Annotated in this window: 13 protein-coding genes and 2 pseudogenes; 8 read left to right on the top strand and 7 right to left on the bottom strand. The window is 66.9% G+C overall.

Annotated elements, in window-relative coordinates; translation table 11 throughout:
- Positions 1–52 precede the first annotated feature (52 nt).
- Positions 53–1,888 (bottom strand): helix-turn-helix domain-containing protein, encoded by a 1,836-nt coding sequence (locus OG878_RS40225; protein WP_328891676.1) that lies wholly within the window; start codon positions 1,886–1,888, stop codon positions 53–55.
- Between the two features lie 115 nt (positions 1,889–2,003).
- Here OG878_RS40225 and OG878_RS40220 point away from each other — a divergent pair, with 115 nt between their 5' ends.
- The 3 genes from OG878_RS40220 to OG878_RS40210 all read left to right on the top strand — a co-directional run bounded on the left by OG878_RS40220 (position 2,004) and on the right by OG878_RS40210 (position 7,450).
- A complete protein-coding gene (locus OG878_RS40220) occupies positions 2,004–3,758 on the top strand; it encodes an FAD-dependent oxidoreductase (protein ID WP_328891675.1) in 1,755 nt (584 codons plus the stop codon).
- A gap of 45 nt (positions 3,759–3,803) precedes the next feature.
- Positions 3,804–4,715, top strand: coding sequence for a YceI family protein (locus OG878_RS40215; protein WP_328891674.1), 912 nt, complete (start codon positions 3,804–3,806; stop codon positions 4,713–4,715).
- Positions 4,716–5,491: 776 nt separating this feature from the next.
- A complete protein-coding gene (locus tag OG878_RS40210; RefSeq protein WP_443049302.1) occupies positions 5,492–7,450 on the top strand; it encodes a LamG-like jellyroll fold domain-containing protein in 1,959 nt (652 codons plus the stop codon).
- A gap of 800 nt (positions 7,451–8,250) precedes the next feature.
- Here the strand turns inward: OG878_RS40210 and OG878_RS40205 are convergent.
- Positions 8,251–8,859 carry a TetR/AcrR family transcriptional regulator gene (locus OG878_RS40205; protein WP_328891672.1) on the bottom strand — a complete coding sequence of 203 codons (609 nt, stop codon included), beginning with the start codon at positions 8,857–8,859 and terminating at the stop codon, positions 8,251–8,253.
- 236 nt (positions 8,860–9,095) lie between these two features.
- Between OG878_RS40205 and OG878_RS40200 the strand changes: the two genes are divergently transcribed.
- Positions 9,096–9,845 carry a glucose 1-dehydrogenase gene (locus tag OG878_RS40200; RefSeq protein WP_328891671.1) on the top strand — a complete coding sequence of 250 codons (750 nt, stop codon included), beginning with the start codon at positions 9,096–9,098 and terminating at the stop codon, positions 9,843–9,845.
- 215 nt (positions 9,846–10,060) lie between these two features.
- Here the strand turns inward: OG878_RS40200 and OG878_RS40195 are convergent, their stop codons facing one another.
- Complete coding sequence (locus OG878_RS40195) at positions 10,061–10,510, bottom strand: nuclear transport factor 2 family protein (protein ID WP_328891670.1); 450 nt, start codon at positions 10,508–10,510, stop codon at positions 10,061–10,063.
- Positions 10,511–11,136: 626 nt separating this feature from the next.
- Here OG878_RS40195 and OG878_RS40190 point away from each other — a divergent pair.
- From OG878_RS40190 to OG878_RS40180, 3 genes are all read left to right on the top strand, one after another.
- Complete coding sequence (locus tag OG878_RS40190; RefSeq protein WP_328891669.1) at positions 11,137–11,595, top strand: nuclear transport factor 2 family protein; 459 nt, start codon at positions 11,137–11,139, stop codon at positions 11,593–11,595.
- Positions 11,596–12,033: 438 nt separating this feature from the next.
- Positions 12,034–13,107, top strand: a complete 1,074-nt coding sequence (locus tag OG878_RS40185) for an alkene reductase (protein WP_328891668.1) — start codon at positions 12,034–12,036, stop codon at positions 13,105–13,107.
- Positions 13,108–13,261: 154 nt separating this feature from the next.
- Positions 13,262–14,407: an MFS transporter gene (locus OG878_RS40180; protein WP_328891667.1), complete on the top strand. Its 1,146-nt coding sequence runs from the start codon at positions 13,262–13,264 to the stop codon at positions 14,405–14,407.
- A gap of 246 nt (positions 14,408–14,653) precedes the next feature.
- Here the strand turns inward: OG878_RS40180 and OG878_RS40175 are convergent, their stop codons facing one another.
- On the bottom strand, positions 14,654–15,058 hold the full coding sequence (locus OG878_RS40175) for a nitroreductase family deazaflavin-dependent oxidoreductase (protein ID WP_328891666.1): 405 nt from the start codon (positions 15,056–15,058) through the stop codon (positions 14,654–14,656).
- A 132-nt stretch (positions 15,059–15,190) separates the two neighbouring features.
- Positions 15,191–15,622: an Rrf2 family transcriptional regulator gene (locus OG878_RS40170; RefSeq protein ID WP_328891665.1), complete on the bottom strand. Its 432-nt coding sequence runs from the start codon at positions 15,620–15,622 to the stop codon at positions 15,191–15,193.
- Positions 15,623–15,719: 97 nt separating this feature from the next.
- Between OG878_RS40170 and OG878_RS42525 the strand changes: the two are divergent.
- Positions 15,720–16,814, top strand: a pseudogene (locus tag OG878_RS42525) (IS630 family transposase).
- Positions 16,815–16,919: 105 nt separating this feature from the next.
- Here the strand turns inward: OG878_RS42525 and OG878_RS40155 are convergent.
- Both OG878_RS40155 and OG878_RS40150 read right to left on the bottom strand, forming a co-directional pair.
- Positions 16,920–17,521, bottom strand: a pseudogene (locus OG878_RS40155) (NADPH-dependent F420 reductase).
- 52 nt (positions 17,522–17,573) lie between these two features.
- Positions 17,574–18,593: a zinc-binding dehydrogenase gene (locus OG878_RS40150; RefSeq protein WP_328891662.1), complete on the bottom strand. Its 1,020-nt coding sequence runs from the start codon at positions 18,591–18,593 to the stop codon at positions 17,574–17,576.
- Between the last annotated feature and the right edge of the window lie 1,383 nt (positions 18,594–19,976).

Genomic DNA, 19,976 nt, shown 5'->3' with positions numbered 1-19,976 from the left:
ACACCCGCCGGTTTACGCATTTTCCAACGGAGTCCTGTAGCGGGGCGGTTCCTCAGTCTGGCAGTCCCTGGTAGCCACGCAGCTTGCGATACAGCGTTGCCCGGCCGATGCCCAGCGATGCTGCAGCGCGCGCCTTGTTACCGCCGTGGCGGTGCAGTGCGCCGAGGATCGCCTTGCGCTCGGCGAGCGCCATTGGGCTCAGGTTCCGGGCGGCGGGTGTCTCCCGTACAGCGTCGGGAAGTTCGCCACGGCGCACCGGCCCGGAGCTGCGCCGCTGCTTCGCCACCGCCCGTACAAGGTGGGCGAGTTCGGTGATATTGCCGGGCCAGGAGTGCTGTTCGAGCGCTCGCAGCGTGTCGAGTGTCCAGGTCAGCGGCGGCTGCCCGGGCTCCGGCCGAGGTGCCAGGAGGGGCAGCAATTCCCTTATGTCATCGACTCGTTCACGTAGGGGCGGCAGTACGACGGAACGTGCCGCCAGTGCGTCCAGCAGCCGCTGCAGACACGGGCCGGGCGCGGTCCCTGGTGTGTACGTCGCCACGAGCGGCAGCTCCGGGTGCTTGCCGAGGAGGGCGATCAGTGCGGCCACATCACGCTGTGCCAGCTGCTCGGTGTGGCGCAGCAGCATGGGATTGGTCAGGGCGCCCTTAGCGCCCAGCGACTCGCATTGAGCGGCTAGTTCGCCGTCTGGTGCCTGGGCGGCATCGACGATCAGCGGCCGGGTGTTATCGCGCTGGGCGAGTAGGGCCAGAGCCAGCGCGGTCTTCCCGGTGCCGCGCTCGCCGGTCAGTAGCAACGGCTGCCCGGACTGCGCCAGGTCGAGGGCGCGGCCCGCTGCATGCCGCCACGGCACGGAACTGCCGGCCAGCCTGGCCAGCTTGTCCCGCCCTAGCCGTGGTTCATTGAAATGTTCCTTGCGAAGGCGGTCTGGCTCACCGCGTCGACTTGTCTTTTCGGACAGGTGTGAGGGCGGGGAGAGCGCGGCGCTCAGCTCGCTCGGTTCCTCGACGACAGCGAGCACACCACCCGTCCGCAGCGGAGTGACCCGGGCGACACGCCCCTCGCCGTCCGGAAGTTCGATGTTGTATGCCTCCGCAGGCTCTTCCCATACTCCTGCCGCCTCCCGTTCGAGCGCTGCCAGTGCCTGCGGGGACAGCAGCCGCGCGGCGCCGCCGCTTACCAGCTGGTTTCGGCCGTCGAGCGCGAGCACCGCCCGCCCGTGGGCGCTCTCCCGCAGGTAGGCGTCGAGCAGCAGTCGCTCCGGCGGGCGTGCCGCGGCGGCCAGCTCCGCCTCGACGGCCGCTGCCGTCGCCTCGGCGAGTACGGCGCCCGGGTGCGGGACGCAGTCCGGGCGTAGTCCGCCCACGACGGTTACGGTGCCGGCCGCGCGCCCAGAGCCAGGTACGCGGAGCGGAACACTGACACAGGAGAGTTCCTGCCACAGGTCGAGAAAGTGCTCGGGTCCGTGCACCTCGGCGCGAAATCCCGTGCGCAGGGCGAGCGCCGCGCTGTTGTTGCCGACGACTCTCTCCGACAGATCACGGTGCAGGGTGTTCGGGGACCAGCGGCCACACCACCACAGGACCTTGCAGCGTTCGTCCGTGAGGAGCAGCGCGTAGTCCCCGCCGTCCAGCGTGGCTGCGAGCCGGTCGAGCACTGGGCGGGCGGCGGCGAGCAGCGCCGAGTTCTCGGTGGCATCGGTGCCGGGCGCGGTCGCCAGATCGTGCCGTACTCCGTAGAAACGCGCCCGCCGCCAGGCCGCTACGACGTTGTTCGGTACATCGTCGGACAATGGCCGACCCTGCAGGAAGCGTTCGCGTGCCTGGCGTAGCCGTTCGAGGGAGAACGCTGTGCTGGACTCGGCTGTGGGGGAATGCTCGGTACTGGTCACGACGGCTCTACGGTATCTGGCTGCCGGTGTCTCGAATTGAGACACCCATTCTCACGCGGGCAGGTCCAAGATCACTAATGACAAAGTTGTGAGTCCATCCCCAGGAGATACACCGGTGCACACCGTCGAGACCGACGTACTGATCGTGGGCAGCGGCCCCGCGGGATCTTCGGCAGCCCTGGCACTGAGCACCTACGGCGTGCCCAATATCGTTGTGACCCGCTATGCCTCCCTGGCGGACACTCCGCGCGCCCACATCACCAACCAGCGCACCATGGAGGTGCTGCGTGACCTCGGCGTCGAGGACGAGGTCGTGGCCAAGGCCACTCCGCAGCATCTGATGGGCAACACTGTCTTCTGTACCAGCCTCGCGGGCGAGGAGCTGGGGCGGCTGCGCTCCTGGGGCAATGAACCGCTGGTGCAGGCCGAGCATGAACTCGCCAGCCCGAGCCGCATGTGCGACATGCCGCAGCACCTCATGGAGCCGATTCTTGCCGACGCGGCGGTTGCGCGCGGTACTTCGCTGCGCTTCGAGACGGAGTACCTGTCGCACGTACAGGACGCGGACGGGGTGACAACCACCGTCAAGGACCGGTTGCGCGGGGACACTTACGAGATACGCGCGAAGTACCTGATCGGCGCGGACGGCGCCCGCAGCCGGGTCGCGGAGAACGCGCGGCTGCCGACCGTCGGCCAGATGGGTGTCGCGGGCAGCATCAACATCCTCTTCGAGGCGGACCTCAGCAAGTACACCGCGCACCGTCCGTCCACCCTCTACTGGGTGCTCGCCCCGGGCGCCACAGTTGGCGGCATCGGCGCGGGCCTCGTTCGCTGTGTACGCCCGTGGAACGAGTGGATGATCGTGTGGGGTTACGACCTCACGGCCGGCACCCCCGACCTCACCGAGGAGTACGCGGTGTCGGTCGTACGCCGTCTCATCGGTGACGACGACATCCCGGTGACCATCACCTCGTCCTCCGCCTGGACGGTCAACCATCTGTACGCCGAGAACTACCAGGACGGCCGTGTGCTGTGTGCTGGCGACGCTGTACACCGCCATCCGCCGTCGAACGGACTCGGCTCCAACACTTCCATTCAGGACGCGTACAACCTGGCGTGGAAGCTGAAGCTTGTCCTGGACGGCACCGCCGGCGCGTCCCTCCTCAACACCTACACCGCCGAACGCGCTCCCATCGGCAAGCAGGTCGTCGAGCGCGCCAACAAGAGCATCGGCGAAACTGCACCCGTCTTCGAGGCGCTCGACGGGCTCTCCCCACAGACGCCCGAGCAACTGTGGGCCAATATCGCCGGCCGTAAGGACGCCACCGAGGCCGCCGAGAAGCAGCGGGAACAGCTGCGTGAGGCGATCGCCTCCAAAGCGTACGAATTCAACGCCCACGGCGTCGAGATGAACCAGCGCTATGCGTCGGACGCGATCGTCTCTGACGGCACCGAAGGCCCTGGTTTCGACCGCGATCCCGAGCTGCATCATCAGCCCTCCACCAGGCCGGGCGCCAAGCTCCCGCACGCCTGGATCACCCGCGGCCGCGAGCAGCTGTCCACCTTGGACGCGGCGGGTCGGGGGCGGTTCACCCTGTTCACCGGCATCGGCGGAGACGACTGGACGTGCGCGGCCATGACCGCCACCGAAACGCTCGGTGTCGAGCTCGCCACGGTCGTCATCGGCCCCGGGCAGGAGTACGAGGACCCGTACGGCGACTGGGCGCGGCTGCGCGAGATCGCTGACTCGGGGGCTCTGCTCGTACGACCCGACCATCACATTGCTTTCCGGCACGCTCACGCCGCGGCGTGCGGTGACGCGGAGGTGCTGCTCACCGCGGCGCTGCGTCAGATCCTCGGACACGGCTGAACCCCTCTCAATGCTTACCCTGCATTTCCACGAAAGGTGAACACCATGGCCTTCGCACTGCTCAGGCGCAGGCGCACCCACGGCTTCGGCGGCGGCACAGGCCTCGCTCTGCCCCTTCCGCCCGGCGCAGGCGGCCTCGTCCGCGAGGTGCTGGACCCGTTGGGTCACCCCCTCGGCGGCGTTGACGTCACGGTCACCGCGACTGATACCCAGCGGGTCGCGGCACGAGGCACCACCGATCCGTACGGGCTGTTCTGCGCCGCATTGCCCGCCGGCCGTTACAGTCTGCTGATCACCGCGGAGAGTCTGCAGCCGCACCGCGAGGCGGTGGACATCGTCGCGGGCGAGGGCGTACCGCAGGCCAGGACACAGCTGGACATGGCCCGCCAGCCGGAGCTTCCGTCCCCCGGCGTCTGGCTCTTCGACCCGCCGCACACTGCGATCCGCTTCATCGCTAAGCATGTCGGCATGGCAAATGTGCACGGCCGATTCGAGCGCTTCGAGGGCGGCATCCGGGTCCACGAGAACATGGAGGAGTCGCAGGTCGAGGTCAGGATCCACGCCGACAGCATCACCACGGGCAACAACACCCGGGACAACCACCTGCGCTCGGCGGACTTTCTCGACGTCGAGAACTACCCGTACATCGACTTCGCCAGCAGTCGGTTCGTTCACCGCGGTGGCTCCAAGTGGTCGCTGCAGGGCACGCTGACCATGCACGGCGTCAGTCGCTCGATGGCCCTGGATACCAACTACCTGGGCACGGTCAACGGCGGCTATGGCGAGGAACTGCGCTGTGCCGCGCTGGCCAAGGCTGAACTCCACCGTGAGGACTACACCCTCAACTGGCGCAACATGTTGGCGCGCGGTATCGCCGTGGTTGGACCGACGGTCAAGCTGGAGCTGGACATACAGGCGATGTACCGGAGCCACGACACCCCCACGCCGCCCCGGTAGTTCCCGCGCCGTTGAGCCTGCGCCAAGTCGCCTTCATGACACCGGGGATGAATGGCGACATGCCTCAAACCAGGCGACACAACCTGCCGCGCCCTGTCTCGTTACCTGTCCGATCCGTGGGAGGACATGGGGCTTGGACCTGTAAGTTTGACCCCCTTGTTAGCGCGCATGAGCTGATTGTGCGCGACGCCGTTGCTCGGTCAGCTTGGCGGCCATCCCCGAGATGCAGGAACCCGCTCAATTGCCTCACGCAGCCGGGATGCCTGAGGGTGCAGACAGGGGCGAGGGGAGTTCGAATTCTTCTCTCCCGGAAGAGCCTGGGTCTCACCCCCGGTGTTGGCAACGTTGCTGGCCATCCCGCGCCGGCCTGCTCCGCTCGCTGCTCGGGCGCTGATCACGGCTGGAGTGATCGGTGAGGTATGTCAGTCATGTTGATCGAAGGCCTGACCTCGACACGCATCGCGCACTTCCTCGTCGGCTTCGACCGGGAGTTGTTCTCGGTCTGCCGCCCCATGACGTGAAGGTGTGCACCCTAGCTGTCACGGCCGAGCCCGAAACTCAAGGCGGTGGCCTTGAGGGCAGTGGCACTGGGTCGAGATGTCGACTCCCTTTCGTTACTTTCCGCTCTCAAGAGATCGGCTTTTGGTCGTGATTTGCCTTGCGCTTTCATCGTGGACAGACGCTTGATCATCGTTTGTCATCTCGCGTCTGCCCAGCTCAGACCGCTTCTGCGTAACATCGTTGCGGTTTGAACTATCGATGCGAGAGAGGCTCTCATGTGTATTCACGGTGACACTCCGTCACAAGAGTCGACTGGGCAGAATCGGCGAGGTTTTCTGCGTAACGCGGCGCTGGCCGGTGCGGGAGCGGCAGCCGTAGGAGTCGGCGCGTCCGCGCTCGGCGGGACGTCCGCGTTTGCCGCGGACGCCACCAGGAGTGGGAGTGGTAAGACCGGTCCGTGGAGACCGGATTCGACCGCCCTCCAGTTCACCCTCGCGGTCATGCCGGACACCCAGTTTCTGTACTGGGGAAGCCAGGACAGCGTAAACCGGACGCCGCAGGAGGAGTCGTTCCGCTACATCATCAACAACAGCGGGAACCCCAGTAACAACATCGTGTTCATGGCACACCTCGGTGACCTGACACAGGACGCCGACGCGTCGTCATTTCAGCAGGTCGACAAGGCGTTCGCCCTGCTGGACTCGCACGGTGCCGCGTACAGCGTGGTGGCCGGCAACCACGACGTGTCCGGCGACGACAGCCGCGGCGACACGCCGTACCTGAAGACCCTGGGCCCGCAGCGGTTCAAGCGCTCCAAGACGTTCGCCGGGTCGGACCCGACCGGCTACAACACCGCGCACATCTTCCAGGCCGCTGGCCGCTCGTGGCTGGTGCTGGCGCTGGACTGGCGGACCACCGACCAGGGCTTCGCGTGGGCCAACAATGTCATCAAGGCCCACCCGAAGATGCCGGTGATCCTCACGGCGCATGACATCGTCTATTCGGACTACGACGACAACGTCTTCCCCTACGAGTCCGGCGACCCGGAGGACAACGCGGCGCTCTCCGACTACGGCCAGTCGATCTGGGACAAACTGGTCAACGACAATGACCAGATCTTCCTGACCCTCAACGGTCACTACTGGCCGTCCGGGCGCATGACCAAGAAGAACGCCGCCGGCAACGACGTGCATATGCACATCACGAATTACCAGAACCGCTACTTCGGCGGTGGCGGCATGATCCGGCTGTACCACTTCGACCTGGCCCGCAACACGATCGACGTCGAGACGATCAACCCGTGGATCCTGGCTCAGGAGCCGGAGTCCCGCACTGAACTGGCAGCCGAGCACGCGCGGATCACCGGTCCGGTCGACAACTTCTCGATCCCAGTCGACTTCGAGCAGCGGTTCTCGAGCTTCATCCCGGTCCCGGTCCGGCCCGCCCGGCCCGCCGGTAGAGAGCTGGTGAAGGGCACGCTGGCGTATTGGCGCTTCGACGGGCAGGGCGCGCCCGGCACCTCGCTCTCCGTGGGCCAGACGATCCACGACCTGTCGGGCAAGGGCAACGACCTGACGGTGGTGACCGTGCCAGGCACAGCCGCCGACGCGCTGACATGGTCCGCCGACCACCACCCCGACCAGCCCGGACATGCCAGCCTGAAGTTCGTCGGCGGCAGGAACCCGGTCCACGGCTCGTACCTGACCACCGGGGCCAAGGCTCCGCTGAACTCGGAGACGTTCAAGACCGGGTACACGATTGAGACGTTCGTGAGGATGCCGCTGGACTGGGACGCTGGCAAGAATGGCAACGCGTCGATACTCAGTCGCCGGGGTTCGGCCGGGGCCGCCGGAAAGCACGGCAAGAACACCGACCCGAACGAGCCCGTGGCTCAGTTCGCTATCACGAACAACGGCCGCGAGCCGCAGTTCAACCACTACCCGCTGAACAACACCTACCCGACGACCAACTGGGGTCACGGCTTGGTGGAGCTCAAGTGGTGGCACCTGGCGGTGGTGAACGACGGCCGTCTCACGAAGTTGTACGTTGAGGGCGCCCCGGTCGTAGACAACCCGAACCGCCTGTCGGTCGGCCTCGCCTCGCTCGGGTTGCCCTGGCTCGTGGGCGGCCACGAGTACGCGGGCGCCGTCGACGTCGTCTTCCACGGCAACGTCGGTGACATCCGCATCGTGAACCGTCCCTTGTCCGCGGAAGAGTTCCTGACCGCCAAGTAGGGCTGTCCCTCCCGTCTCCCGTCTTCGGCCCACCCGCCGGAGGTGGGAGGCACTCATTCCAGGAGGCGGCGTACGTCGGCGGCCTCGCACTAGGACAGGGGTGAAACCTGAGCTCACGTCGGCTCCGCTGGAGCAACATCCCAACGCGATCCGATCTGACGACATCTCCTCAACCAGCGCTTCGCCTGCCCAGTCCGTGGCACAGCACCCGTCCCGCACCATGCGGTGCAGGCAGCCCAAAGTCAGCGGCAGCCGGGTGTGCCGCGGCCCGCCTGTGGCGGGCCAGGAGCTTCCCCCGGAGGCGATTCAAGCATTCGACCTACCGCAAGAAGGCAGGACGTCGATGCCGGGATTTATGCCAGCCAGCGAAGGCTCCGCGACCCCAATCGATTACCTTGTCAACCATCCGAGCAGAGCCGCTCGAACGCCTTGAGTCCCGGTGGTTCAGCTGAGAGCGGCGGCTTCCACGGGAACCCTGCGCCAGGCCGCGCCCGCCCAAGTAGGCCCGCCTACATCCAGTTCCTGGACGGCAGCGCTGCCCGCTTCGCCTTTCCCTAGTCTCCCGCCGCCCCAGCACCGCGGACTCTCTCGGCTCACCACAGTGCAGCCGGCAGCCCGCGCATCAATTGCGGTACCCAAAGCACAGCCTGTGGTTTCGGCTCACCACACATCAGCGACACTACGCCGCCAACTCCCACGAAGGGCGCGCCCGAAGAAGCAGGCGGCCCAGGCCGACTCGGATGAGTGTCTTTTGTGCGACGGCCGAGGCATCGGCAACCCACGCCCTCGGCCCGGGCGCGTCAGTCGGACGTCGGGCCGGTGTCGCCTGGGAAGGCCCGTAGGGCGATTTCTGCGGTCTCTTCGAGTTGCCGGCGGTTGGCGCCCGCTGCGGCGTGTACGGCTTGACCCTCGGTGAAGGCGATGATGTAGCGGGCGAGGGCGGCCGGGTTCGTATCGGAGGGCAGGTCGCCGTCCATCACCGCCGTGCGGAAGCGGTCGGCCAGTGCCTGCTCGCCCTCCAGTCGGCTCGCGGCGAGGAAGGCGCAGACCGAGGCGTTGTCGGGGCTGGTGGACAGGCCGCCTTGGATGGACAGGCAGCCGGCCGGGCGGTCTTTCCGGGTGAGGGCCTTGGCGTTCTCCAGTAGCAGGGTCCGGGCGACGGTGGCGGCTGTCGGTTCGGCGAGCGCGGCGGTCTTGTAGCCCATGTCCCGCTCCGCGTAGCGCGCGACGACCCGCTGAAACAGTTTTTCCTTCGACCCGAACACCGTGTACAGGCTGGGCTTGTTCATGCCCATCGCGGTGGTGAGGTCGGTGATGGAGGTGCCCTCGTACCCCTGGCGCCAGAAGACCTCGACCGCGAGGTCAAGCGCTTCCGCCTCGTCGAACGTGCGGGGTCGGCCGACAGCCATGGTCGCCTCTTGTTTCTCTCCGGTTCAACCTGTCCTTCGGACAACGTACGACCTTTAGAACCGGGCGGTCAATAATTTTGCCGTATGTCTTCGAGGTGGGGTACTGTGAATTTTGACCAATCGGTAAGAAAGTGTCGGGGTGATGATGACGGCGGCCGCCGTTCCGTCAGGTGAGGTCGGCGCCCGCGCGCCCCAGCATCACCCTCACCTCACATCTAACATCTAAGGAAACGATCATGGGACAGCTCGACGGCAAGACGGCCCTCGTCACCGGCGCCACCTCCGGTATCGGCCTGGCGACGGCCCGCCGCTTCGCGGCGGAGGGGGCGTACGTCTTCCTCACCGGCCGGCGCGAGCGCGAGCTCGACGAAGCGGTCAAGGCGATCGGAGGCAACGCCGTCGGTGTGCGCGGTGACGTTTCCGACCTCGACGACATCGACCGGATCATGGCCGCGGTTGCCGAGCACGGCAAGGGCCTGGACGTGCTCTTCGCCAACGCGGGCGGCGGCACCATGCTGCCCCTGGAGGAGATCACCCCCGAGCACTTCGACGAGATCTTCGGGAGCAATGTGCGCGGCACTCTGTTCACCGTGCAGAAGGCGTTGCCGCTGTTCAACCAGGGCGCCTCGGTGATCGTGGCGGGCTCCACCGAGGCCAGTAACGGCTCGCCGGCGTTCAGCGTCTACTCGGCCTCCAAGGCCGCGATCCGCTCGTTCTCCCGTACCCTGGGCGCCGAGCTGGCCCCGCGCGGCATCCGGGTGAACACCATCGCCCCGGGCCCGACCCATACCCCCGGCCTCACCGGCCTCGCCCCCGCCCCGGAGCACGTCCCGGCGATGCTGGAGGCCCTGGCCGCCGGTATCCCGCTCGGCCGCCTCGGCCGCCCCGACGAGATCGCGGCGGCGGTCCTCTTCCTCGCCTCCGACCAGAGCAGTTTCATCACCGGCACCGAGCTCTTCGCCGACGGCGGCACCAACCAGGTCTGACTCCCGTACCCCGAAAGGCCCGCGTCCGCCAGAAGGCCGTGTCCGCCACCCGCTACGACCCCGTGTCGTGGCGGGCGGCGGGTCGTCGCCGTCTGCTCGCGAGGCCTTCCCCTTCGACCACTGCCGTACGGTTCGACACCGCCGTTCGGCATGAGGGGCGCGCATGGCGCTGCCCGCCCCGGCCGTTTGGCCGGGGCGGGCGCTTCCAGTAGGCCCTACAGGCTGGCGCGCACCGAGTCGCCCCAGCTCACGCCGTCGGCGTGCGTGCGGCCGAAGTCCGGGTCTTCGTAGATGTGCAGCCGCTTGATGTGTTCGCCTTCGAACTCGAACACATTGCAGAACATCCCGCTGATGGGATCGCTGTCAGGGAAGGACGCCCCCGACGTCAGGGTTCCCCGGCCCGTTCCCTCGACCACCACGTGGTTTCCGGACGACATCACATGAAGGCCGGACACGTCGTGCTGAATCGACGCGATCGCTCCGGCGAAACCCTGGGCGAACGCCGCGATCTGGGGCTTTCCGGTGGCAATTCCGAACTTCGGGAAGAACATCTGGGCGTCCTCCGTGAAAAGATCGAAAATCGCCGGGTCACCTTGGTCCACCAGGCGGAAATAGCTGAGGGCTATCTCTTCGTACTTCTTCTGGCGATCGCTGTTGCTGTTCACTGTGGCTCCTGGTGGGTGTGCATTTTCTAAGTGCTGGATCTTCGCGCGGCGCCTTGCGCTCAGGGGTTCGGTCGGCGCTTGCGGTAGCCGTGTCGCGACGTCGAATTGCCGCCCCCTCTGACGGGAGTGGTGCGACGTGACAATATTTAACCGATCGGTTAGAAATATAACCGGGGCGGATCCGCTCCGTCAACAAGGCCGGGGACGGTCTTCGGTTGCCGGGTGCGCTTCGGGATCGCCCGCGGGGGCCGTTGACGGTTGCCCAGCCTGCTGATCGGCGGCCCTGTGGCGGCCGCCCGCCCCGCCCGCCCTCGATGGAGGGTGACGGTCGGCCTGGAGGCTTCTTGACAGACCGGCCCATCGCGCCTAAATTTTTAACCGTTCGGTTAAGAAGGGCTGTGGCGCGCACCCTGAACGTCGGCACGAGGCGACAGGAAGGTCGCGCAGGGTCATGATCGGACCGAGTCCCACTGGCCCTCGGGGCTGATGTGATGGCTCTGTGGACCTTGTCGGCCCATGATCCGCAACCGGTGCGCGGAAGCAGCCCTCTGCCGGGATGGCAGGGCGTAACTGGTGCGCCGCGGAAGAAAACACGCGAAAAAGCAGAACATCCAACAGGAGGAAAAGTGAACGGCAACAGCGATCTCCAGAAGCGCCGCGAAGAGATTGTCATCAACTACTTCCGCATGGTCGACGCCGGAAACCCCGCGGTGATCGACATCTTCACGGACGACGCCCAGATGTTCTACCCGAAGTTCGGCTTCGCCGTCGGCAAGGCGCAGATCGGCGCGTTCGCCCAGGGCCTCGGCCGGGGAATCGCGTCGCTCGAGCATGAGATCGACGGTTTCACCGTGCTGTCGTCCGGAAACTACGTGATCGTCGAGGGTGCGGAGAACGGAACGACGACATCGGGTGTGGACTTCCCCGACGGCGTCTCCTCTTTCGGACTGTTCTGCAATGTTTTCGAGTTCGAGGGCGAACTCATCAAGCGGACCCACATCTACGTGGACCCGGACTTCGCCAACACGCACGCTGAAGGTGTGGCGTGGGGCAAGTCGGTGCAGGACAGCATCGCCAGCCTGTAAGGCCAGGCCGCGCGACGCAGACGCGCGAGGCGGGATCCCGCCGTCGTGGGCCGGTCTGCAGTGGCGGAACGTCGGACGTGAAGCGGTCCTGTCATGGGGCGGGGCGGGTTGGCTGACGGGCACCGTCCTGGTTCGGCGGCGGCCAACTCGCTGTCCGCCAAGCCAGTCCAGGCCACCCCGCGGTCTCAGTCGTCTTTTTTGGTTGCAACTCCTGTTGCTGCCTCGGTTAGGGCAACAGTGCAGTCGCATTCCTCGATGTAACCAAAAGAGTTGCTTCAATTTCGTGCCGGACGGAGTCTCAAAGCCGTCCGACCGATGGGCGTCGGCTGCTGCCTGGCGCTGCCCGGCCTCCGGCCAGGGGTCTGCGTACCACGCAGTGACGTCCGCCCTTCCCCTGCTGGATGCCTCCCCGAGTAGTGCACGTAGAAGGAGATATCGATGACCAACCTGTTCGAGCCGGTGACCGTTGGGAAATGGGTCCTGAGCAATCGCATCGTCATGGCGCCCATGACCCGGAACCGGGCCGGCGAGGGGCAGGTGCCGCAGGAGATCAGTGCCCAGTACTACGGGCAGCGGGCCGGTGCCGGCCTGATCATCGCCGAGGGGACGCAGCCCAGCCCGCGCGGCCAGGGTTACCTCGACAGCCCGGGAATCCACAGCCCTGAGCAGATCGAGGGGTGGCGTCCGATCGCGGAGGCCGTCCACGCGCGGAACGGTCACATCGTCGTGCAGCTGATGCACGTGGGCCGCATCGCGCACTCTGAGAACAAGCCAGGCCAGGAGACGGTGGCTCCCAGTGCCATTGCGGCCCCGGACGAGATCTTCACCGCGAAGGGCATGCAGCCCTACCCGGTGCCCAGGGCGCTGGAGACACACGAACTGCCCGAGCTGGTTGAGGAGTTCGTGCACGCGGCCCGATCCGCCGTCGAGGCCGGCCTGGACGGTGTGGAGCTGCACGCGGCGAACGGCTACCTGCTTCACCAGTTCCTCGCTCCTTCCACGAACCTGCGCACCGACGAGTACGGAGGGTCTCCGGCAGCTCGGGCGCGGCTGGTCGTGGAGGTCGCCGGGGCTGTCGCTGACGCGATAGGGCCGGAGCGGGTGGGGATCCGTATCTCTCCCGCGCACAACATCCACGGCGCCATCGAGGACAACACCGCCGAGACGGCTGCCACGTACCGGGCGCTCCTCGACGGCATCGCCCCGTTGGGCCTGGCCTACCTCCACGCGCTCGCCGACCCGGCCGAGGCGTTGATCCAGGAGCTGCGCACGCGCTTCTCGGGACCTTTCATCGCCAGTGACGGCTTCGCACAGGTCACGACGAAGGAGTCCGCGCAGGGGATCCTCGACGCGGGCCTGGCCGATGTCGTTGCCGTGGGCCGCCCGTACATCGCCAACCCTGATCTCGTGCGTCGCTGGAGCACCGGCGCGGAGCTCAACGAGGCCGACCCGGCGACCTTCTACGGCGGTGGTGTGAGCGGATACATCGACTACCCCGCCCTCGAGGACTGAGAGCCGACCTCCCCCCCACCCCCACCGGGCCCCGCCCCCTTCCCGAAAGACGAACATGAACTCCTCAACGACCTCTGAGCTGAGTACTGAACCGGCTCTCGGTAAGCACGCCCGAGCAGGTGTGCCGTCCACGACCTCCGGTGGGACGAACTGGGTGGCTGTGTGGGCGGTCGCGGCGGGGGCATTCGCCCTGGTCATGTCCGAGTTCCTCGCGATCGGGCTGCTGCCCGACGTGGCGAAGAGCCTTGATGTGTCGGAGGGGACGGCGGGGCTCATGGTGACCGCCCCGGGCCTGATGGCCGCGCTCTCCGCGCCGTTGCTGACCATGGCCGCGGCCCGGGTGGACAGAAGGGTCATCCTGCTGTCGCTGAGCGTCCTGCTCGTGGCGTCCAATCTGCTGGCAGCACTGGCCCCGGCTTTCTCCGTGCTGATGGTCGCGCGACTGCTGCTGGGCGTGGCGGTCGGAGGGTTCTGGACGATCGGCGTCAGTGTCGCCCCCCGGCTGGTTCCCGTACAGGTCGTTCCTCGGGCAGCTTCAGTGATCACCTCGGGTATTACCCTGGCGACCGTGGCCAGCCTTCCGCTGGGTTCTCTGGCCGGTGACCTACTGGGCTGGCGCGCGGGATTCCTGATCATCACCGGTCTAGCTCTGGCCACCCTCGTCCTGCAGTTCTTCGCCCTCCCGCGGATGCCGGCGCAGCACGCTGTCACGTTCGGGTCGCTGCTGACTCTCTTCAAGATGCCCAGGGCCCGGGCCGGCGTGATCGCCTCGGTGCTGGTCTTCTTCGGCCACTTCGCGGGATACACCTACCTGTCGCCCGCGCTGCACAACCTCGCCCACATCGACAGCACTTGGACGACACCCGTCCTGCTGCTGTTCGGAGTGACCGGGATCGTGGGGAACTTCGCCGCGGGCGTGACCGCGGCCCGCAGCATCAGGGGGACACTCACCGCAGGGGTGATCCTGCTGGTCGCATCGCTGGCCCTGCTCCCGCTGATCGGCACGACGGCACCGGGCGCGGTCGTGCTGGTCGGACTGTGGGGCCTGGCCTGGGGTGCGATGCCGCTCGGACTGCAGCTGTGGATCCTGGACGCAATGGGTGAGAAGGCCGACAGCGGACTGGCCCTCTTCATCTCCGCCAGCCAACTCGCCCTCGCCGCAGGTGCTTTCCTGGGAGGTGTCACCGTCGACAGTGCAGGCCTCAGCCCCGACCTACTGATAGCGGCGGCAGTCTCGGCTGCGGCCCTCATCGCACTGTGGACAGCCCCACGGCTGTCCGCGGCACACAGCAACTGCTAGCGAACGGGACGTTCGGTGGGACCGATGGAGTATCAGTCCCACCGAACGTCGTTCACCGTCGCGAGCGGAACTGTCGAGGCGGCGGAGGCGGTCGGCCGACAGGTGGAGCGGCCCGCAGACCTTCTGTACACCGAGTGGTTGGGCGCGGCGGAGCGGTCTCCCGCAGCGCAGGGCGTCGACTCGCCGAAGCCCACTGGAAACCGCCTTTTCTGAGGGGCTTTGCGGAGTCTGCCTGTGGGCAGGTCCTCAGACTCGTGTGAGGACGACGACCGGCAGAACACGGCTGGTCATCTGCTCATACTCGGCATACGTGGGAAAGGCCTCCACCATCAGCGGCCACAGTGCGGCCCGTTCGGGGCCCTCGGCGGTGTGTGCCCGCACGATGAACTTCTCCGCATCGACCTGAACCTGGACCTCGGGCTGCGCCACGAGGTTGAGGTACCAGTTGGGATGGGTGTCCATCCCGCCGCGCGAGGCCACCAGGACGTAGCGCTCGTCGACTTTCCGGTAGATCACCGCGAACTTGCGCACAGCCCCACTCGTCCGGCCGATGGTGTGGAGGACCAGCGTGTACACGCCCTCCATCCATTCGTGGCCGATCTTGCCGTCGCTGCTCTCGTATGCCTCGATGTGCGCTTGCTGGAACAGCATGGGCGAGTGTCGCTCCTGATCATGTCTGGCTGTCCGACCGCCCGGAATGCTGGTGCTACCGGGCTCAGCTCATCGTAACACTTTGTGTTACATCTGGGAGCGCAGGGTCCGAGGCTGCTGACCTGTCAGGATTCACGGCACCGCGATGACGTCGCGGAGTACGTCGGCGAGAGTCCGGGACGCCAGCTCGCGCCGCAGTACTTCTTCCATTCCGTCATAGACGATCTGCATCGCGGGGCGGATGCCGTAGCCGACAGGGCAGTTCTGATTGGGGGTGGCTCGGTGCATACCGAAGAGCGGACCGGCTTCCAGCGCGTTCTGGACGTCCAGGAGCGTGATGTCCTCCAGCGGCCGCGCCAGTTGCCAGCCGGCTCCCGCGCCTCTACGCGACTCGACCAGCTGTGCGTTGCGCAGCTCACTCAGCAGCCGCCGGATGACAACCGGGTTGGTGTTGACACTTCCGGCGATCTGCTCAGAGGTGGCTACCTCGTAGCCCTGGCGTCGGTGCAGTTCAATCCACAGCAATGCGTGTGTGGCAATGGTCAGCCTGCTGTTGGCACTCATACCGCCTCCTCCCTGACGTCACAATAATAGTTACGGTTCTTTTGTGGAACTCTGCCCCTACTGAGGATTTCGGGTTGTCGTCGGGTAGTGACGGTTCATGATCCCTGCGGTATGCCGTTGGTATCGTTATCCGGAGGGTGGGGGCCTGACCGCTGAGCGTCGGGCGTTTCGTGAGGGGATCCGGCTCCAGGCCGGCGGGCGGTTCGCGGCGGGGGAGAAGACCGCGGTGATCGCAAAGGATCTGCGGGTGAGTGTGCGGTCGGTGGAACGCTGGCGCCGCGCCTGGCGTGAGGGCGGGATGGAGGCCCTGCGCTCGGCCGGGCCGGCGAACTCCCCGGCGGTCACCGATGCCCAGTTCGCCGTGCTGGAAGCGGAATTGGGCAAGGGTCCGGCTGCGCACGGCTTCGAAGACGAGCGGTGGACCCTGGCCAGGGTCCAGACGGTGATCCGCCAACAGTTCCGGCTGAGTCTGTCGGTGGCGACGGTGTGGCGGCTGCTGAAACGGCACGGCTGGTCCTGGCAGGCACCCGCCCGCAGAGCACTCGAACGCGACGATCACGCCATCGAGCTGTGGAAGAAGGAGGTGTGGCCGCGGGCAAAAGGATCGCGGCGGCGTGTGGGGGCTGGATCGTCTTCGAGGACGAGGCCGGCTTCTCCATGACGCCGCCCCGTGCCCGCACCTGGGGCCGACGCGGACACACCCCCCTCATCCGGGTCAGAGGACGCTCCCGCAGACGGACTTCGGTGGCAGCCCTGTGCTGCTACAAACCCGGCGAGGCAAGCCGGCTGATCTACCGGCCTCACGGTCACCTGCTGTTGAAGGGTGCACGCAAGAGCTTCTCCTGGAAGGACTACCGGGACCTGCTGGTACGGGCCCACATCCAGCTCGGCGGCCCCATCGTGGTGGTCTGGGACAATCTCAACACGCACATGACGGCAGGCCTGAAGCGGTACGAGGCCGAGCACGACTGGCTCACCACCATCCGCCTCCCGCCGACACACCGATCTCAACCCCGTCGAGGGGATCTGGTCCCTGCTGCGAAGAGCGATGGCCAACACCGCGTTCGACACACCCGACGACCTCGACCCCATACTCCGCCGCGAGTTACGCAGAACCCAGCTCCGGCCCCACCTCATTGACGGATGCCTCACCGCCACCGGCCTGCCCCTCACCCAACCGAACCCACCCTGAAAACCTCAGTAATCACCAATCCGGACTCGTCGTCAGCGGGCGGGCTCTCTTCGTCATCCGAGGCGCTGACCGGTGGCGGGCGCCGCTGAGGTCGGAATTTATGGGTCAGAGGCGTTCCAACGGCTCCGGCTGGAGCAGGTGGTGCGCCGACAGTGTGCCGCCCACCTGCATCATCCGCCCGCCGCTGCGCAGGGCGCTCACGTCGAGGGGGGAACCCGAAACCCTCGGCGAGCGATGCGACCGCCGCCGTCGCCACCACGTCGTCCCCCGCATGGAAGAGGACGAGACCGCACGCCGTGGGGCGGCGATGTACTCGGCGAAGAGAGTGTTGAATGCTTTGACGACCCTGGCGCCGGGCGCGAGTTCCGCCACGAACTCACTGCCCGTGGTGTCCCCAAGGTCGTCGATGAGACCTTGGCGAGGGAGGCGAACTGGTTGGTGACACCGATGAGAATGCGGCCGTCCCACGCCGGCAGCACGTCAAGGGCCATGGGGACGACCGGCCACGGCACGGCGACCAGCACTATCTCGGCCGCGGCAGCCTCCTGCCGGGTGCCGGCCGAGGCGCTGCGCCCCAGTTCGGCGACGAGCTGCTGGAGACTGGCGGGCCCGCGGCTGTTGCTCAGTACGACCTGATGCCCGGATGTCAACGCCTGACGGGCGGAGGCCGCCGAGACCGTGCCAGCTCGGATGGTTCCAATCTTCATGCGATCGCTCCTTGGGATGAGCGACACGGCGAGCGGGCTGGCATGCCGTTGCTCAGGCGGAGGGGGAACTGAGGAGAACCGTGCCCGTCTTGCCCGAGCGCTCCATGTGCTGGACCGCGTCGGTGACGTGAGCGAGGTCGTACTCGGCTGCGCCGTCGAAGAGATCGGGCCGCTCTTGCGCAAGCTTCAGGGCGCCGTCGATGTCCTGCCCGCGCAGTGCCTCGGAGGCGCTGATCAGCCATCGCCCGATGGTCACACCGCGTACTGTCAGCCCGCGCGAGGTCAGGGTCATCGCGTCCAGGCCCATGGGCTCGCCCTCGGCGAGTCCGCCGTAGGTCAGCAGGGTGCCGCCGTCGGCCAGCAGGCCGGTCAACTCGACGGAGATCGCTCCGCCGATCGGGTCCACGGCTACCTGGACGGGCCGGCTGCCTGCCGCCTCGCGCAGCCGCGCCACCCAGTTGTTGTCGTCGGTGCTCAGGACGGGGACGTCGAACGTCTCGCGCAGTACGGCGGCTCCGGTGGCGCTGCGGACGACCGAGACCGTTGCGAATCCGCGGGAGAGTGCCATGGCGGTGACCAAGCGTCCCACGCCGGATCCGGCGGCGGTCTGCACCAGCAGCCCGCTGTCGGCCGACAGCCCCGCCTCTTCGGCGGCACGCAGCAGCATTGCCGCGGTGATCGGCTTGACCATCAGCTGGCTGGCCGCCACGTCCGTGACGGTGTCGGGGACCGGCGTCACGAACTGACGGGGGGCAACTACTCGCTCGCCCCAGCCGCCCGGAACGGGGAAGAACGCCACCCTGCCGCCCACGGTCAGGCCAGAGTCCGCGCCGATACCGTCTCCCAGCGCCTCGACCGTGCCCACGCCTTCCATGCCCGGCGTGACCGGGGCCGGCAGGTGGTGATCGGTGGTGTAGCGCCCGCGAATGCCGGCGAGATCTCCAGGATGCACGGGGCGCGTCGTGACCCGGATCAACACTTCGCCGGGTCCGGGCGCCGCCGGGTCCGGGACCTCCGTCACCCGCAGGACCTCCGACGGCTCGCCGAACCGGTCGTGAACAATGCTTCGCACAGGAGCCTCCAACGAATTCAAAAATGGACACAAGGACTCGCGCCGCGGCCACGCTCCCCCGGGGCTGGGGAAGGTGCAGTGCCGTTTCGGCTGAGATCCTCGTGTGGGGCGACAACCCTTTTTGACCGCTCGGTTAAGAATAACTATTTCGAACCGCCCGGTCAAGAAGCAAGGCCGGGGGTTGCCCCGGTCGCCGATCTCCGGAGCCGACGGTCCCAGACTCTTCCAGTGGCCCTGCGCTCTGACCGATCCGGTCACAGCCATTGCGGTGCAGGTGACTGACGAAGGTCAGGCTCTTGGCCACACATCCACCGCGTCTGGCACGGGCAGGAGCCGCCTTGTGCTGCTGCGGCTGCCGGACGGAGTCCTGGTCGCGCACGTTCTGAAGTGAGACTGCGAACAGCGCCGACTTCACGGCGCTGTGACTGCGCGCCGCCGAACGCGTGGGCCGCCGTGACGCCGACGCAACCGGCCCGGATTCACGGGTCACTGGGGCGCTTCCTGCATAGGTCCCAGGCCGTGCCGAACCTGGTGGGGTCGTCACCGTGCTCACCGGCGCTCGGATGAGGTGCAGGTGGAATCGGGGGTGGGCCAGCAGCCACTTCTTGACCGCCGGCCGCAGCTTCCCGGCTACCACTGATAGATATCGCCAGCTCCTCGACTGGGCGAAATCGCTCGGCGTGCTGCGACGGGCCGGCGTTGAATGCACCGGTTCCTACGAAGCCGCCTTGACCCGCCACCGGCGCGCTGAGGGCATCGAGGTGACCGAGGTCAACCAGCCGACAAGGTCGCCCGACGCTGTCACGGCAAGACCGACGCCATCGACGCTGAGCTCGCAGCCCGCGCTGTGCTGACCGCACGAGCCACCGCCTCGGCGAAGACCGGAGATGGTCCAGTGGAGACGCTCCGATTGTTCAGGCTGGCGAAGGGACCTGCGATCAAGTCCAGAACCAATCAACCAGCTGCGCACTCCGCGAGTTGCTGGCGGGACTGGGTAACCCGCACTTGTTCAAGCTTTGCGCCGAGTTGGAACCCCAGCACTCAAGTGAGCCGGCCGCGGCTGCCCGTCACACTCTGAGGCTGCTGGCCCACCGTATTCGGCACCTGTCCGAGGAAAACGACGAACTCAACAAGCGGATAGCCCAGGCCGTCGAAGCGAGTACGCCGGGCCTGCTGGAAGTCCGTGGCGGCGGACCGGACAGCGCCGCAGCCCTACTCATCACGGCCGGCGACAACCCCGAGCGACTGGCCAACAAGGCGTCCTTCGCAGCGCTATGCGGCACCAGCCCGGTCGAGGTGTCCTTCGTAAGACCCGGGTGTGGACGGTCACGCAATTCCCCAGGCGGAAGTTCACGTAATTCCCCAGGGTGCTGCTGTGATCTG

Source organism: Streptomyces sp. NBC_00316, assembly GCF_036158715.1.
GTDB lineage: Bacteria > Actinomycetota > Actinomycetes > Streptomycetales > Streptomycetaceae > Streptomyces.
This window is presented reverse-complemented; position numbering and strand designations above follow the sequence as displayed.